General features: G+C 72.1%; 15 protein-coding genes. 9 read left to right on the top strand and 6 right to left on the bottom strand.

The annotated features are described in order from the left end of the window. Positions 1-249 precede the first annotated feature (249 nt). Positions 250-1611 (top strand): heparan-alpha-glucosaminide N-acetyltransferase domain-containing protein, encoded by a 1362-nt coding sequence (locus EW117_RS23480; RefSeq protein WP_129789122.1) that lies wholly within the window; start codon positions 250-252, stop codon positions 1609-1611. Here EW117_RS23480 and EW117_RS23475 read toward each other — a convergent pair. The 4 genes from EW117_RS23475 to EW117_RS23460 are packed head-to-tail and all read right to left on the bottom strand — an operon-like array spanning position 1596 to position 4532. After that, entirely contained in the window at positions 1596-2462 is an 867-nt protein-coding gene (locus EW117_RS23475) for a PhzF family phenazine biosynthesis protein (protein ID WP_129789121.1), read from the bottom strand. The two genes, EW117_RS23480 and EW117_RS23475, sit on opposite strands and share 16 nt — an antisense overlap. A 43-nt stretch (positions 2463-2505) precedes the next feature. Next, positions 2506-3468 carry an aldo/keto reductase gene (locus tag EW117_RS23470; protein ID WP_129789120.1) on the bottom strand — a complete coding sequence of 321 codons (963 nt, stop codon included), beginning with the start codon at positions 3466-3468 and terminating at the stop codon, positions 2506-2508. Between the two features lie 9 nt (positions 3469-3477). Next, positions 3478-3963, bottom strand: coding sequence for a nucleotidyl transferase AbiEii/AbiGii toxin family protein (locus EW117_RS23465; RefSeq protein WP_207212010.1), 486 nt, complete (start codon positions 3961-3963; stop codon positions 3478-3480). Then, positions 3960-4532 carry a type IV toxin-antitoxin system AbiEi family antitoxin domain-containing protein gene (locus tag EW117_RS23460; RefSeq protein WP_129789119.1) on the bottom strand — a complete coding sequence of 191 codons (573 nt, stop codon included), beginning with the start codon at positions 4530-4532 and terminating at the stop codon, positions 3960-3962. The genes EW117_RS23465 and EW117_RS23460 overlap by 4 nt, the downstream gene beginning before the upstream one ends. A 110-nt stretch (positions 4533-4642) precedes the next feature. On the opposite strand from EW117_RS23460, the gene EW117_RS23455 reads away from it, so the two are divergent. From EW117_RS23455 to EW117_RS23440, 4 genes are all read left to right on the top strand, one after another. Beyond that, positions 4643-5707: a 3-methyladenine DNA glycosylase gene (locus tag EW117_RS23455; RefSeq protein WP_242504489.1), complete on the top strand. Its 1065-nt coding sequence runs from the start codon at positions 4643-4645 to the stop codon at positions 5705-5707. A gap of 224 nt (positions 5708-5931) precedes the next feature. Continuing rightward, positions 5932-6573, top strand: a complete 642-nt coding sequence (locus tag EW117_RS23450) for a lytic polysaccharide monooxygenase auxiliary activity family 9 protein (RefSeq protein WP_129789118.1) — start codon at positions 5932-5934, stop codon at positions 6571-6573. A gap of 274 nt (positions 6574-6847) precedes the next feature. Further along, positions 6848-7495: a lytic polysaccharide monooxygenase auxiliary activity family 9 protein gene (locus EW117_RS23445; protein ID WP_207212009.1), complete on the top strand. Its 648-nt coding sequence runs from the start codon at positions 6848-6850 to the stop codon at positions 7493-7495. Positions 7496-7682: 187 nt separating this feature from the next. Beyond that, positions 7683-8630: a phosphotransferase gene (locus tag EW117_RS23440; RefSeq protein ID WP_129789117.1), complete on the top strand. Its 948-nt coding sequence runs from the start codon at positions 7683-7685 to the stop codon at positions 8628-8630. Between the two features lie 25 nt (positions 8631-8655). Here EW117_RS23440 and EW117_RS23435 read toward each other — a convergent pair whose 3' ends face one another. Continuing rightward, positions 8656-9834 (bottom strand): DUF418 domain-containing protein, encoded by a 1179-nt coding sequence (locus EW117_RS23435; protein WP_242504488.1) that lies wholly within the window; start codon positions 9832-9834, stop codon positions 8656-8658. A 233-nt stretch (positions 9835-10067) separates the two neighbouring features. On the opposite strand from EW117_RS23435, the gene EW117_RS23430 reads away from it, so the two are divergent. Together EW117_RS23430 and EW117_RS23425 are read left to right on the top strand one after the other, a co-directional pair. Further along, positions 10068-10889 carry an aminoglycoside 3'-phosphotransferase gene (locus EW117_RS23430; RefSeq protein WP_129789115.1) on the top strand — a complete coding sequence of 274 codons (822 nt, stop codon included), beginning with the start codon at positions 10068-10070 and terminating at the stop codon, positions 10887-10889. Further along, positions 10886-11467, top strand: a complete 582-nt coding sequence (locus EW117_RS23425) for an AAA family ATPase (protein WP_129789114.1) — start codon at positions 10886-10888, stop codon at positions 11465-11467. Before EW117_RS23430 ends, EW117_RS23425 begins: the two co-directional genes overlap by 4 nt. Here EW117_RS23425 and EW117_RS23420 read toward each other — a convergent pair. Beyond that, positions 11449-11997, bottom strand: a complete 549-nt coding sequence (locus EW117_RS23420) for a CGNR zinc finger domain-containing protein (protein WP_129789113.1) — start codon at positions 11995-11997, stop codon at positions 11449-11451. The genes EW117_RS23425 and EW117_RS23420 overlap by 19 nt on opposite strands. 38 nt (positions 11998-12035) lie before the next feature. Here EW117_RS23420 and EW117_RS23415 point away from each other — a divergent pair, with 38 nt between their 5' ends. Both EW117_RS23415 and EW117_RS23410 read left to right on the top strand, forming a co-directional pair. Next, positions 12036-13031: an EamA family transporter gene (locus tag EW117_RS23415; protein ID WP_129789112.1), complete on the top strand. Its 996-nt coding sequence runs from the start codon at positions 12036-12038 to the stop codon at positions 13029-13031. Positions 13032-13068: 37 nt separating this feature from the next. Beyond that, positions 13069-15828, top strand: a complete 2760-nt coding sequence (locus EW117_RS23410; protein WP_129789111.1) for a DEAD/DEAH box helicase — start codon at positions 13069-13071, stop codon at positions 15826-15828. Positions 15829-15869 lie beyond the last annotated feature (41 nt).

The raw sequence follows: 15869 nt of genomic DNA, 5'->3' as shown, positions 1-15869 counted from the left end.
GAACGTGTTGCCGAGCTTGTGGCTGGGCGTGTCACTGCGGGCCATGTCGTGCTCGTTGGCGCTGCCGGTCATGGGCGAACTGTATGTGCGACGCGCAGTGCCGCACATCTGCGTTCTCATCCCTCGGGACGGTAAGTCCAGCCATTCACCCGGCAGCCTGCTCAGCAGCCTGCCCGACAGTCAGCCCGTCGGCCCGCCCGACGGCGTGGCCCGCGCGCATCGGCGTCGACGACGCGGAAGGATGCCCGCATGCCCACGCTTTCCCAGCCGTCCGACCGGCCTGCCGCGGTCGACCACGGCGCGTCTCGCGGAACGGTCCGCGGGATCCTCGACAGGATGCGCCGCAACCTGCGCGGCGGCCCGGGCCGCGTGGTCGGCGCCGACCTCGCCCGGGGCATCGCCGTGCTCGGTATGTTTACCGCGCACGTGGGCGTGACCAGCGCGGACATTAGCACGCTGGAGGGCTGGCTGAGCCTGGCGCACGGGCGCTCGTCAATCCTGTTCGCGACGGTCGCCGGGCTGTCCCTGGCGCTGGTCACCGGCGGCCGCGAGCCGTTCTCGGGCGAGGTGATGCGCACCGCGCGGTCCCGGATCCTGGTCCGGGCCGTGCTGCTGCTGGCCCTGGTCGCTCTCCTGGACCTGTTCGGGACGCGCGTGTTTCTCATCCTCGGCTTCTACGCCGCGTACTTCGTGCTCGCCCTGCCGTTCCTGCGGATGCCGCCGGCCCGGCTCGCGGCGATCGCGGTGCTCATCGCCGTGGTGGGCCCGTTTCTCGTGTACTACGGGCCAGAGGCGCTGGCCCGTGCCGGGCTCCGCGCGCCGCACGACGGTTCGGGCGCCGCCACCGACTTCCTCCTCACGGGCCACTACCCGGCCCTGGTCTGGATGGCGTACGTGCTCGCGGGGCTGGCCGTGGGCCGCTGCGACCTGCGGTCGCCGGCGCTGCACCTCACTCTGGTCGCGGGCGGGTTCGGGCTGGCCACGATGAGCTCGATCGCCTCGGCGACCCTCGTGGCCGGCGCCGGGGGCACGGTAGCCATCGACGGCCAGGTCGCCATGACGTCGTCCGAGAGCGTCGTGCCGGCACCGGCCTGGTCCGATCCGTGGCCACCGCTGGCCGGCCTGTACCTGGAGGGCCCGCACGACGACACGATGTTCGAGGCCCTGGGGTCCGGCGGGTTCGCGCTCGGTGTGCTCGGGCTGTGCCTGCTCGTCGGCACCCTGGTCAGCGCGGGCGTGGGCACGAGCAACGGTGGCGTGGGCGGCTGGCTCGGACGCATCGTGCGCTGGGCCGTGCTGGTGGTGGTGACGCCGCTGGCCGCCGTCGGTGCCCTGGCCCTGACCGTCTACTCCGTGCAGATCGCCGTCATCTGGTGGTGGACCCGCACGTACTGGGACCTGCTGGATCCCCCGGACAACGAACCGCTCGGCTGGATGGTGCTCATCACGCTCGCCGCGGCAACCCTGTGGCGGGCGTTCCTGGGCCGCGGACCGCTGGAGCGGCTGTTCGCGCGGGTCGCCCGGAAGGCCTTTCCCGCACCTTTTCCGGGCCCGGAACCGGCGTCAGGCGAACCGGCGTCAGGCGAAGCAAGAAGTCAGAAGCCCACCTGACCGACGATCGTCGTGAGCGTGTCGCCCCCGACCCACACCTCGCCGTCCGGCAGCTTGTCGACATGCACGCGGCCCTCGCGACCCAGCGCCGTCCCCTGGGACGCGATGTAGGATGAGGGCAGCACCTCGCCGGCGAGCCACTGCCCCAGGCCGGCGTTGAGGCTGCCGGTCACCGGGTCCTCTCCCGTCCCCAGGGACGGCACGAAAGCGCGCACCTCGACGGCGGGCTCGCCGGTCGCGTACTCCTCCCCCACCACCCCGATGCCGTACTCGCCCACGACGCCGAGCCGCAGGTCGCCCATCACCGCGAAGTCGGGCTCCAGCGCGAGCACGGCGTCGGCGTCCTGGAGCTGGACCGCCACCCAGCCGGGACCGTTGTCGACCCAGGCCGAACGGACGACGTCGGACACGTCGATGCGCAGCGACTTCGCGATCTGCGCGACGTCGGCGTCGTCGACCGCGCCCGAGCGGATCAGCGGCGGCGCCGCGAATGCCAGGCGGTGCCCATCACCGACGGCCTCGCGCCGCAGCCGCACGAGGCCGACGCTGCACTCCTGGACCACGTCCGTCCCGGCGGGCGCGCCCCCGGCCTCCAGCCACGCGTGCGCGGTGCCGAGCGTGGGGTGCCCGGCGAACGGCAGCTCGCCGCCCGGGGTCCAGATCCGCACGCGGTAGTCGGCGCCTGCGTCGGTCGGGGTGAGCAGGAACGTGGTCTCCGACAGGTTGGTCCACCGCGCGAAGGCGGCCATCTGGTCGTCGGTGAGGCCGTCGGCGTCGTGCACGACGGCGACGGGGTTGCCACCCGTCGGGTTCGAGGAGAAGACGTTGACCTGGCGGAACGGAAGGCTCATGGCGCCCACGCTAACCGACCGGAACGTGTCGTCCGACAGGTCGTCAGGCCGGGAAGATCTCGTCCAGCTCCGTGAGGTCCTCTGGCGTCGGCGACCACGACCACGCCTCGGCGTTGCGGCGCACCTGCTCCGGCCGCGTGGCGCCGGCGATCACCGACGACACCTCAGGCCGGGACAGCAGCCACGAGAACGCGACGTCGATCTCGGCCACGCCGCGCTCGCGGCAGAACGCGCCGAACCGGTCCAGGGCCTCCCACGGCGCCGTCTCCAGCAGGTGGGGCTTCGCGATCACGAGCCGGGAGCCGTCCGGTCGGTCGCCACCCGTGTACTTGCCCGTGAGCAGGCCGTTCGCCAGCGGGAAGTACGGCAGGACGCCGACGCCGTACGCCTTCGCGGCGGGCAGCACCTCGTGCTCCACCTCGCGGGCGAGCAGCGAGTAGTGGTTCTGCGCGGACACGAACCGGGTGGTGCCGATCGACCGCGCCACGTGCTCGGCGTCGGCGACCTGCCAGCCCTTGAAGTTGGAATGGCCCACGTAGCGCACCTTGCCGGAGCGGACGAGGTCGTCGAGCGCGGCCAGCGTCTCGTCGATCGGGGTCGCCGGGTCGGGCGCGTGCAGCTGGTAGAGGTCGATCCAGTCGGTGCCGAGCCGGCGCAGCGACGCCTCGGCCGCCCGCACGATGTACCGGCGCGAGCCGCGAGCGCCGAAGTCGTTCCCGTTCGCCCCGCGCACGTCCAGGCCGAACTTCGTGGCGACCAGCACGTCGTCGCGGCGGCCCTTCAGGGCGGCGCCGAGCAGCTCCTCGGACAACCCCGGGCGGACGCCGTACGAGTCCGCGGTGTCGAAGAACGTCACGCCCGCGTCGATGGCGGCGTCGACCAGGGCCGTCGCGCCCTCCGCGGTCTCGGTGACGGTGCCGGAGCGGCCGAGGTTGTTGCACCCCAGGCCGACGACGGGAACGGACAGGCCGGAGCGCCCGAGGCGGCGCAGGGGGAGGTCGGACATGTTTGCACCTTACGACGACCTGCGGAGCGAACGCGCCGGACCCCTACGTGGTCGTCGAAACCGCCCGTGGCGCCTGCCATGCGCGTGCTTCGGGATCCCACGCCCGGCTCTCGGAACTGCCATCAAGTACTGGGCCTGTGAAGGCGACGATCTCGTCCAGCCGAAGACCGAAGCCAGATCGAATTCCAGCCCGTCGTCGAGATCGACAGCGACGATCTGGCGCACGCGCTCGGCGACGTCGTCGATGTCGTTCGGGAAGCCTGACGCGGCAAGATCGACGTCCCGCGTGGGCCGGCGGGCGGCGAAAGCTGCCATCAGGACACCGCCCTTGAGAACGAAGCCTGCGGCGTGCTTCGACGCGGCCAGGCGTGCTAGGAAACCTTCGAGGGCGTAGAGCGTCAGGTATTCGGCACCGTCGCGGCCGTCGCGGCGTGCCAGGTTCCGCAAGTCGTTGTAGGCGCGACCTGCCGATGTGCCGCGGGTAGGTCGAGTCACAGCAGAATCTCCAGGGCTTGTCGAATGCGAGTCAAGGACTGCGGGAACTCGCCAGCCATCGTGAGCAGTGCGGCAGGTGAGTTCCCCCGCCGGCGTACCCAGCGGCGTAGCGCTGTGTGGGCAGCATCAAGGCCTTCGCGATGGGCCAGGCGGAAGCTGTCGACTATGGTGCGCTCGGCGGAGTAGACCCACAACTCCAGATCGTCCGTGTCGTCCAGCCTGATGCGCCCGACGTCGAACGTCGCGGGATCGAAGCTGTGCCAGGTCACCTGACCGAAACCCGATGGAAGACGGACTCCCCGCGGGAGGGCGATGTCCGGACCGAACGGAATCGCGTCGCTCAATCCATGGTGGACCAGTGCACTGGTGAGACACATTGTCGCTTGAGGTCGGAGCGCTGTTGCCGCAGCGAGGGGAATCAATGTCGGATCGATCAGGTCGGGGCGGATGAACACGCCCCTTGCGACCCGCTCCAGTTCACCGCTCTGAACCATGCGATACACCTGGTCCTTGCGCAGACCAGCAGCACGCGCATCGTCAAGTGTCAGCACGGCCGACGAGGACGTCATGATCAGAACTCCTAACTGCGCACACCTCAAGGGTGCCTGTATACAGTTAGGAACACATCGCGTACAGCAAGGCCGTCGGCAGGGTGCCGAGACGGACCTACCCTGGATCGATGAGCACAATCCTCGGCGAGCCGATCGCGCCCGCTGCGCCCGACGCCGTCGGGCCCGGGTCGGGTGCGCAGCCTGCCCGGGTGCTGCTCCCCGAGGAGTGGCTGCCGCTCGCAACCGCGCATGCGGAGCGCGCCGACGCGCTCACCGCCGTCTGGCGCGAGGCCCGCGCCGCGGGGCGGAAGCACGCGATCGAGGACTTTCTCTTCACCTACTACCCCACTCGGATCACGCACCTGCGCCGCTGGCACCCGGGCGGGGGCGTCGCTCTCCAGCTGCCCGACGACGACGGGACAGGCACCCCCGAGCCGGGCTCGCCCGGCTACGGAGCCGCCGCTCCCGGAGCCGCCGACCCCGAGGACCGCACGACGTGGCGGTGGCACACGACCGTCCCGCACGACGCCGCGGTGCCCGGCCCCACCTGCGGCCCCAGCCTGACCGTCACTCTCGACCCCGACGCCTTCCTCGCCGACCGCGGCGACACCGTGCGGTACGTGCGCGAGCTGCTGTCCGCAACGGCGTCGCGCCCGGGGACGTTCGGCTGTTTCGGGCTCCACGAGTGGGCGATGGTCTACCGGGACCGGGAGGCGGGGCGCGACCAGCGGCATCCGCTGCCGCTGCGGCTCGGGCACGCGGGGACGGACGCCGTCGTCGAGGCGAACCCCGTGCGCTGCTCGCACTTCGACGCCTACCGGTTCTTCACGCCGGAGGCGACGGGACGCAACCAGCTCCGGCCCACCCGCGCCACACAGGTCGGCCTGGAGCAGCCGGGCTGCCTGCACGCCAACATGGATCTCTACAAGTGGTGCCTGAAGCTCGGCCCGGCCGTACCCGGTGACCTGCTGCTCGACGCGTTCGAGCTGGCGCGCGACATCCGCTGGACCGACATGGCCGCCTCGCCGTACGACGTGTCGGAGTACGGCGTGGCCGCCGTCGAGATCGAGACGCCGCACGGCAAGGCGGAGTACGTGCGGCGGCAGCGGGAGTACGCGCGGCGGTCGAAGGACCTGCGGCGTCGGCTGATCGAGGTCTGCGACGTGCTGCTGGGCGCGGGCTCGACGGGATAGGCCCGGTACCGAAACGACCCGGGCACGGTCCCGACATCGTCGCCCCGCTCCCCGCCCCACCACCGCCGCACCCGGCATCGCGGCCCGGCTCAGCACTGACGCCCGGCAGTACGTAGTTGCCCCAATTGTCGCGGGCTCCTCCGCTTTCTAGCGTCGAGGGGTCACACCCGAGCACACAGGAGTACTCCAGGAACTTTCCAACTTCACATCCCGAGGTGAGCCCCATGAGAGTCGCCGCACTGCATACGCCCGCCGCCAGAGTCGTACTCGGCATCTTCGCCGTCCTGGCCCTGACCCTGACGGCGCTGGTCGCCGCACCGAGCTCCATGACACCCCACGCCCAGGCCCACGGCTGGGTGGTCTCACCGCCCAGCCGGCAGGACCACTGCGCCAAGCGGACCGTGAGCTGGACCTGCAACGGCGTCGAGTGGGAGCCGCAGAGCGTCGAGGCCCCGAAGGGCTCGATGCTCTGCTCCGGAGGCAGCCGCTTCACCACCCTCGACAACGCGTCGCTCGCCTGGCCGCGCACGAACATCGGCAGCACGCACACGTTCCAGTGGACGCTGACGGCCTTCCACCGCACGGCGACCTGGGAGTACTTCGTGGACGGCCGGCTCTTCAAGACGGTGAACGACAACGGCGCCGCGCCGCCACCGACCGTCACCCACACGCTGTCGGGCCTGCCGAGCGGCAACCACACGATCCTCGCGCGGTGGAACGTGTACGACACCGCGATGGCGTTCTACGCCTGCATGGACGTGAACGTCAGCGGCGGCAGCCCGAGCGCGGGTGGTGGCACCGGCACGACGACGGTCGACGCCGAGCTCCGGAGCGGGGGCGGGCGCCTGCTGGCGGCGCAGCTGTGACGACCCGCTGAGCCGGAGAACAGCACGAGCGGCTGGTGCCCGACGTCGGACACCGGCCGTTCGGTGTGCCCGCGCCGACGGCGCGGCGGGCGTCCGGCGTCGGGCCCGTGGGAGAAATACGGGTTTCCGCGTACGAATTCACCCTCATTGTCAGCAGTGCTGACATTTCCCTAGGTTCGGTGCCCACAACATATTTCACCCGCCCCGAGCCGGCCGCACACCCTGGGGCCGCGCCCGGACCGGCAGCCACTCCCGACCGGCGGAAGGCACCACCGTGAACCGTGCACGCACAGCCAGCCCACAGATCCGACTCCTGCTCTCCGCCCTCGCGACATTGGCTCTGGCGGCGGCGTTCCTCGTCGCCGCCCCGAGCGCGTTCCAGCCGCAGGCACAGGCGCACGGCTGGATCACCAACCCGCCGAGCCGCGCGGACCACTGCGCGACGGGTCAGGTCGACTTCGACTGCGGCGGCCTCCAGTACGAGCCGCAGAGCGTCGAAGCGCCCAAGGGCTCGATGCAGTGCTCCGGCGGCGGCGGGTTCAGCGTGGTCGACGACGACTCGCTCCCCTGGCCGCGCACCACCATCAGCGGCGACACCACGTTCCGCTGGCAGATCACCGCCCGGCACTCCACGTCCACGTGGGAGTACTTCGTGGACGGCCAGCTCTTCAAGACCGTGGACGACGGCGGCGCCCAGCCCGGGGCGACCGTCGAGCACCAGCTGACCGGCCTGCCCGCCGGCGACCACACGATCTTCGCCCGCTGGAACATCGCCGACACCGTGAACGCCTTCTACCAGTGCGTCGACGTGACGGTGACGGGCGCCGCGGCGTCGGACACCGGGTCCGGGGCCGCCACCGGGTCGACCGCGACGACACTGCCGAACCTCCTGGGCACTGCGGGCATCCTGACCGCCGTCTGACCCGAGGCCGCAGGTCGAGAACGGGGTTATCTGCGTCGGGTGGCCTGAGACGCACCTCACCCCGTTCTCGGTCTCCGGCCCGGGCCGCCCGAGCGGACGGCACGCAGGCCCCGACCATGTTGCCCAGTGCCCGCGAGCGTCCCGAACCAGGAGCACTTTTTCACCCGCTCTATGGGACGATATTAGGGTGTCGAACGCGCTCGTCGGCATCAGTCCGGCACCCGTCGAAGTACCGCCCGTCGTACGCGCCTTGGCCGAACGGCTACGGACGGGAACGACGGTCGTCCCCGTATGGCGCAACGAGTACGGCGGCCTCACGGTGCGGCTCGAAGACCGCCGGCCCGGGATCGACCCCATACGCGAGCCCGCCCTCCAGCCCGGTCGGGTACCCGCCCGCCGTCCGGCTCAGCTCACCAACCCCAGGGCGTACAGCGGTGGACGCCGGTCCGCGCGGCGCAGGAGCCACAGCGCGTACCTCAAGTGGGTGCCCCACGGCGCACCCTGCCCGGACCTGCTCGCCGAGGCCGACCGCCTGGTCTGGGCCGGCTCGTTCACCCCGGTCCCCCGGGTGCTCGGCGCCGGGCGGGACGGGCACGGCTCGTGGATGCTCACGGCGGCCGTCGAGGTCGGCGGGGCGGTGGCGACGTCGGCCATCGAACCCCAGTGGCGCTCCCGGGCGGAACGCTCGGCGATAGCCGTCGGCATCGGCCTGCGGCGTTTCCACGACGCACTGCCCACGGACACCTGCCCGTTCGTCCGCACGGCCGAGACGCGCGTCGCCGCGCTCACGGCCCAGCCGATCGGCGCCCAACCGGTCACCGCTCGATCGATCACCGCCCCGCCGCCCGTCGACCGGCTCGTCGTGTGCCACGGCGACGCCACCGTCCCGAACACACTCCTCGACCACGTCGGCCGGTTCGCCGCCCACGTCGACGTCGGCGACCTGGGTGTCGCGGACCGCTGGTCCGACATCGCCGTGACCACCCGCAGCGTCACCCGCCGCTACGGTCCCGGCCTGGAGCCGCTGGTGCTCGCCGCGTACGGCGTGGCGCCCGACCGCGAGCGCACCGCCTACTACCGGGCCCTGTGGGACGCCGAGGAGGCCGCCCGCGCCCGTCCCGGGGTGCCGAGGTAGCCGCGCCGGGTGGCCTCAGGCTCCGTCACCGGCGCCGCGCGCCATAGACCCGGTGTATCACCAGCTCGATGGGGCCGCGCGGCCACCGCCGCAGCCACAGCGGTGCCACCAGCATCAGCGTCAGCGAGACGCCGGCCCAGATCGCCACCGCCTGCCACGGGCCGCCTCCGGCCAGCCCCAGGCCCCAGTCGTAGCAGAGGGCCGAAGCGAGCACGTTCTGCAGCACGTAGCACGACAGCGCCGTCCGCCCGACCGCCTCGACACCCCGGCGGAGCAGGCCGGCCGGGCCCCGGCCCGGGCCGCTCGTCGGGACCTGGGCCACCTGCGCCCGGGCCTGCCCGCGCTGGACGAGGGTCGTGCCCAGCGCCAGGATGCCGAGCGCCACCAGCGGCGGCACCAGGTACCGGTCGACGAGGAACCAGTCCGCCCCGGCCCACATGGTCAGTGCGTTCAGGGGGATGCCGGCACCCAGCCCGGCCAACGCGAGCCGACGGCGCAGCCACGCCCCACTCTCGGTCGCCGAGAACATCCCGGCGCGGACGAGCCGAGAGCCCACGACGAACAGCACGGTGGCCGACGGCACGATCAGGATCAGCTCGATCCGGAACACGTCCATGTTCGTGATCCGCAGCAGCACCTGGTCGAGCCAGCTCGTCGTCGGCAGGGGCGCGGCGCCGGCCGCCGTCCCGTCCCCCGCTGCGGCGCCGTCCGACGCATCCGGCGCCGCGACGAGCAGCGCCGTGATGCCCACGATCCCCGCCACGTAGACCGACGCGATCACGCCACCCCAGGCCCGCACCCCGCGGTCGCTGCGGCCGATCAGGTAGGCGGCGAGCAGGGATGCGATCGCGTACCCCATCAGGACGTCGAACTCGAAGACGAGCACGTAGTGCACCAGGCCCTCGACGAACAGGATCCCGGCGCGCAGGGCATACCGGCCCGGCCACGGCAGGCCGCGGCGCACCATCGACCGGTACTGCAGCTCGAGCCCCACCCCGAACAGCAGGGTCAGCAGCCCGAGGAACTTGCCGTTGGCCAACCCTTGCAGCACACGCTGCACGGGATCGGCGGTGGCAAAACCGTCGGAGATCCACTCGGCGGGGCCGCCCGGCGTCGTGAAGATCCAGACGTTGCTGGCGAACGTGCCGAGGATCGCGACCCCGCGCAGGATGTCGAGCGCGGCGATCCGGCCCCCGGTGCTCATCGAGGTGGTCGACGGCGGAGACGCCGTCGTCGCAGGTGACGGACTTGCTGGCGAGTTGGCGGGCATGCCCCGACCCTGTCGCGGACGGCGGCCGGTGTCGTCGGTCATCCGGGCGATCTGTCCGGGCCGCGTACATCCTTCGGAGGATGCCGGAGCGGCACCGGTAGCCGCCGTCGGAGCGGGCGCCGGAAATCATCTCGTGACGGCTTGACCTGGTCTGGCACGCTGGCGCCATGACCATCCCCACCGGCGAAGTCGGCGTGCCCGACGTCGTTCGAGAGCTCGCCGGCGACTCCCGCGTCGCGCCGGCCTGGAGCAACGAGCTCGGCGGCCTCACGTTCCGGATCGAGCCCGCCAACGGTCAGGCGGCCGACGGCGGCGGGCGGGCCGGAGCGGGACAGCGCGCCTCGTTCGTGAAGTGGGCACCCCGCTCGGAGCGGGCGACCATCGAGCGGGTCGACCTGGCGGACGAGGCCGCCCGGATGCAGTGGGCCGCCCGGTACACCCGGGTGCCGCACGTCCTCGAGGTCGGCGCCGACGAGGACTCGGAGTGGCTGGTCACGGAGGCGATCGAGGCGCGCTCCGCCGTCGACCCGCGGTGGCTGGCCGAGCCGGAGACCGCCGCCCGCGCCATCGGCGCCGGACTGCGGGCGCTCCACGACGCCCTGCCCGTCGACGAGTGCCCCTGGACCTGGAGCATCAGCGACCGGATAGCGGTCGCCGAGGCCCGGGCCGCCCAGGGCCACGCGTCCGACGGCTGGTCACCCGAGGCCCGCGACCGCCTCCTGGACTCGCCGGACCACGACCGGCTCGTCGTCTGCCACGGTGACGCCTGCGCCCCCAACACACTGCTCGCCGACGACGGCAGCTTTGCCGGGCACGTCGACCTCGGCGCGCTCGGCATCGCCGACCGCTGGGCCGACCTGTCCATCGCGACCTACAGCCTGGGCTGGAACTTCGGCCCCGGGTACGACCACCTCGTGTACGAGGCGTACGGGATCGAGGAGGACCCCGACCGCGTCGCCTACTACCGGCTCCTGTGGGACCTGGGATGAGCGCGGCCGAGAGCAACCCGGCCGAAGTCGGTCCCGCGCCGCGGCTGCTGGTCGTGACGGGGCCGCCCGGCTCGGGCAAGTCCACCGTGTCCGAGGCCCTCGCCGACCGCTGGGAGCCGAGCGTCCTGGTGGAGGGCGACGCGTTCTTCGCCTTTCTGCGCCGCGGGGCGATCTCGCCCTGGCTGCCGGGGTCGCACGCCCAGAACGACACGACCGTCCGCGCGGCGGCGGCCGCCGCGGGCCGCTTTGCCGCCGGCGGCATGACGGTGGTGTACGACGGCGTGATCGGCCCGTGGTTCCTGCCCACCTTCGCGCGGCTGGCCGGCGTCGAGGTGATCGACTACGTGGTGCTGCTGCCGCCCGCGGAGACCTGCCTGAAGCGGGTCGAGACGCGCACGGGTCACGGGTTCACGGACCTCGCGGCCACCCAGCACATGCACGACGACTTCGTCCGGGCGACGGTGTCCGACCCGCCCGGCGTCGTGCTGACCGAGCTGCCGGACGACGTCGCCGGGGTGACCGACATGATCGTCGCGGCCCTGGAGTCGGGGCGGAGCCGCTACACCGTCGAGGGCTGACCCGCCCGGCGCGCCCGATGCGCCGCCTGGGCGTTGCGGTTGCTGCACGTGGTGGAGCAGTAGCGGCGTGAACGGTTGCGGGAGAGGTCCAGGACCAGGCCCTCGCAGTCGGTGTCCGCGCACACGGCCAGGCGGGAGAGCTCGTCCTCCCGGATGACGTCGATCATCGCCATCGCGGTCTCGACCAGGATGCGCGTGGCGAGCGGGGCGTCCGCGGGCACCGCGTGGATGTGCCAGTCGACGGGCGGGTGCCGCACGAGCTGGGGCACCGCGCCGGTGTCGGCCAGCATGTCGTTCACCAGGTGCGCGGCCGAGTCGCGGTCCGCGGTGAGCAGCTCGCGCAGCCGCGGCTGGAGCGCCAGCACCTGGTCGAGCTCGGCGCGGGTGCTGTCGTGCCGCCCCGTGTAGCCGTACCGGTCGAAAAACGCGTCGAGCTCCGCGACCGTCACCAGCGTGACGGGCGGCTCGGCTGAGTTCACGAGCGCGACTGCTGCCTGCAGCGACTCCTCGGTGTCATAGGTGAAAACCACGTTGACACATTACCCCCTGCGCCTTAACGTCAGGACTCATGGGCATCGTGACACCTGACACCGGCACTCCCGAAGCGAGCAGGCCGGGCGTCGTCCGTGCCCGCCCGACGCGCCGTCTGACCACCGGCCTCGTGTTCGCGGGAGTCTCCGCCGCGGCCTTCAGCCTGTCCGGGGTGTTCGCCAGCGGGCTGCTCGACACCGGCTGGAGCCCCGGCGCGATGGTGCTGGTCCGCGTCGCGATAGCGGCTCTGGTGGTGCTGCCGCTCGGCATCCTGTCGCTGCGCGGGGACTGGCGTCCGGTGCGGCGCAACCTCGGGCTCATCGCCGTCTACGGCGCGGTGTCGGTGGCGGGCTGCCAGTTCGCCTACTTCTCGGCCGTGCAGTACATGCCTGTCGGCCCGGCCCTGCTGATCGAGTACACGGCGCCCGCCGCCGTCGTGCTCTGGTTCTGGGTGCGGCACGGCCAGCGGCCGACGCTCGCCACGATCGCCGGCACGCTGCTCGCCGCCGTCGGGCTGGTGCTCGTGCTGGACCTGGTCTCCGGGGCTCCCGGCGCCACCGCGATGAATCCGGTCGGCGTCGCATGGGCGCTGGTCGCGATGCTCGGCGTCTCGACCTACTTCGTCATCAACGCGAACGTCGACACGGGCCTGCCGCCGCTCGCCCTGGCCGCCGGCGGCCTGACGACGGCCTCCCTGGCGCTCGGCCTGCTCGGCGCGACCGGGATCATGCCGCTGACCTACAGCACCGCGTCGCCGGTCTACGCGGGCACGGAGGTGCCCTGGTGGCTGCCGGTGATCGGGCTCGGCATCGTGACCGCCGCGCTCGCCTACGTGGCAGGGATCGCCGCGGGGCGCCTGCTGGGCCCGCGGCTGTCGTCCTTCGTCGGGCTGTTCGAGGTCGTCTCGGCCATCGCGTTCGCCTGGCTGCTGCTCGGCGAGCTCCCCCGGACGATCCAGCTCGTCGGCGGCGTCCTGATCCTCGCCGGCGTCGTCGCGGTCCAGGCGGGCGAGAAGCGGGTCGGCAACGGGTAGGCGGCGCTCTTCACCCGCCTGCAACAATGGGCGGACCATGACGGCGCCCTCCTCGACAACCTCGGTCTCCTCGACAGCTCTCTCCTCCACCGGCGACCCCGGCCCGGCATCGGCGACCCCGAAGCCCGCCGGAACCCTGATCCCGTACCTGCCCGCGCCCACGGGCAAGGATCCCGACCCGGACGTGCTGTTCGAGAGCTTCGGCGAATGGGCCGCCGCGGGCGGTCGGTCGCTCTACCCGCACCAGGAGGAGGCCCTCCTGGAGGTCATGACCGGGTCCCACGTCGTGCTCGCGACGCCGACGGGCTCCGGCAAGTCGATGGTCGCGATGGGCGCGCAGTTCGCCGCCCTGGCCGCCCACCGGTCCGGCCGCGGCGGGCGCACGTACTACACGGCCCCGCTGAAGGCGCTGGTCAGCGAGAAGTTCTTCGACCTGGTGGCGGCGTTCGGCTCGAAGAACGTCGGCATGATGACCGGCGACTCCGCCGTCAACCCGGACGCGCCGATCATCTGCTGCACGGCGGAGATCCTCGCGAACCTCGCGCTCCGCCGCGGCAACGGAGACGGCGAGACCGGCGCAGCCGCCGACGACGACGCCATCGCGCAGGTCGTCATGGACGAGTTCCACTACTACGGCGACCCGCAGCGCGGCTGGGCCTGGCAGGTACCCCTGCTGGAGCTCAAGGACACGCAGTTGATCCTGATGAGCGCCACGCTCGGCGACACGACCCGGCTGCGCGAGGACATCGAGGAGCGCACCGGCCGGCCCGTCGCCGAGGTCGCGGGCGCCGAGCGCCCGGTGCCGCTCACGTTCTCCTACGTGGTCGAACCGCTCACGGACGTCATCCAGGAGCTCGTCCAGACGCATCGCGCCCCGGTCTACGTGGTCCACTTCACGCAGAAGGACGCCGTCGACCGCGCGCAGTCGATGCTGTCGATGAATGTCTCCACCAAGTCCGAGAAGGAGGCCATCGCCGCGGAGATGGGCGCCTTCCGGTTCGGCACCGGGTTCGGCAGGACGCTCAGCAAGTTCCTGCGGCACGGCGTCGGCGTGCACCACGCGGGCATGCTGCCGAAGTACCGCCGCCTCGTGGAGCGCCTCACGCAGAAGGGCTTGCTCAAGGTCGTGTGCGGCACCGACACGCTGGGCGTCGGCATCAACGTGCCGATCCGCACGGTGCTCCTGACCAGCCTCGTGAAGTTCGACGGCGAGCGCATGCGTCACCTGAGCGCCCGCGAGTTCCACCAGATCGCCGGGCGCGCGGGCCGCGCCGGGTACGACACGGTGGGCGAGGTGCTCGTGATGGCGCCCGAGCACGTCATCGAGAACCGCAAGATCCTGGCCAAGGCGGGCGACGACCCGAAGAAGCTCAAGAAGATAGTCCGCAAGAAGGCGCCGTCGGGCTCCGTGAACTGGACCGATGCCACCTTCGAGCGCCTGCGCGACGCCGACCCCGAGCCCCTCGTCTCCCAGTTCCGCGTGAACCACGCGATGGTGCTCAACGTCCTGGCACGGGCGTCGGCCCGCTCGGGCGGCGACGGGACCGATCCCGTGGACGCGCTGCGGCATCTCCTGACGGCCAACCACGACACCGAGACGCAGCAGGCCGAGCACGTGCGCCAGGCCTTCCGGATCTACCGCTCGCTGCGGATCGCGGGCGTCGTCGAGAAGGTACGGGTGCCCGACGGCGACGGCCGCCTCCGGCCGTCGGCCCGCCTGACTGTGGACCTCCCCCGCGACTTCGCGCTGAACCAGCCGCTGTCGCCGTTCGCTCTGGCGGCCATGGACCTGCTCGACGTCGAGAACCCGACGCACGCGCTCGACGTCGTCTCCGTCATCGAGGCCACCCTCGACGACCCCCGCCAGGTGCTCATGGGCCAGCAGAACAGGGCGCGCGGCGAGGCCGTCGCGGCGATGAAGGCCGAGGGGCTCGAGTACGAGGAGCGCATGGAGCTCCTGGAGGAGGTCACGTGGCCCAAGCCGCTCGCCGACCTCCTGGAGCCGGCGTTCCAGACCTACCGCCGCACCAACCCGTGGGTCGCCGACGCCGAGCTGTCGCCCAAGTCCGTGGTCCGCGACATGGTCGAGAAGGCCATGACATTCGCCGAGATCGTGAGCGTGTACGGGCTGGAGCGCACCGAGGGCGTGGTGCTCCGCTACCTCGCCGACGCCTACCGCGCCGTGCGCCAGGTGGTCCCCGACGAGCACCGCACCGAGGAGGTGCAGGAGATCATCGAGTGGCTCGGCGAACTCGTGCGCGGCGTGGACTCCTCGTTGCTCGACGAGTGGGAGCGCTTGGCCAACCCGGTGGACGACGATGCCGACCTCGTGACGGACGGCGAGCTGGCCGACGCCGGAGCCGAGGCTCCCGCGCGACCGGTCACCGGCAACCCGCGCGCGTTCCGCCGGCTGGTCCGCAACGCCATGTTCCGCCGCGTCGAGCTCATCGCCCGCGAGTCCTACGGGCGGCTGGCCGCGCTGGGCGGCGGCTGGGACGCCGACGCCTGGGCTGACGCCCTGGACCCGCTGTTCGAGGAACAGGGCGACGATGCAGTCGGCATCGGCCCGGAGGCCCGCTCCGCCGCGCTGCTGACGATCCTGGAGCCGGGCGCCGAGCTGCCGGGCGGCACCGGAGGGGACGACATCCGCGTCGAACCCGGAACCTGGTGGGTCCGGCAGGTGCTCGACGACGCCGACCGCAACCACGACTGGGCCTTCACCGCGCGGGTCGACCTCGCGGCGAGCGACGAGGCGGGCGAGGTCGTCCTGACCGTGCTCGACGTCGGCCAGCTCTGACCCCGACCTGTCAGATCTGACGGGTGCCGATGAGGCCATCC

Source organism: Promicromonospora panici, from assembly GCF_900608595.1.
In the GTDB taxonomy this organism is placed as follows: domain Bacteria; phylum Actinomycetota; class Actinomycetes; order Actinomycetales; family Cellulomonadaceae; genus Promicromonospora; species Promicromonospora panici.
Note: the sequence above shows the minus strand (reverse complement) of the source record. Positions and strands in the feature narration are given on the sequence as shown.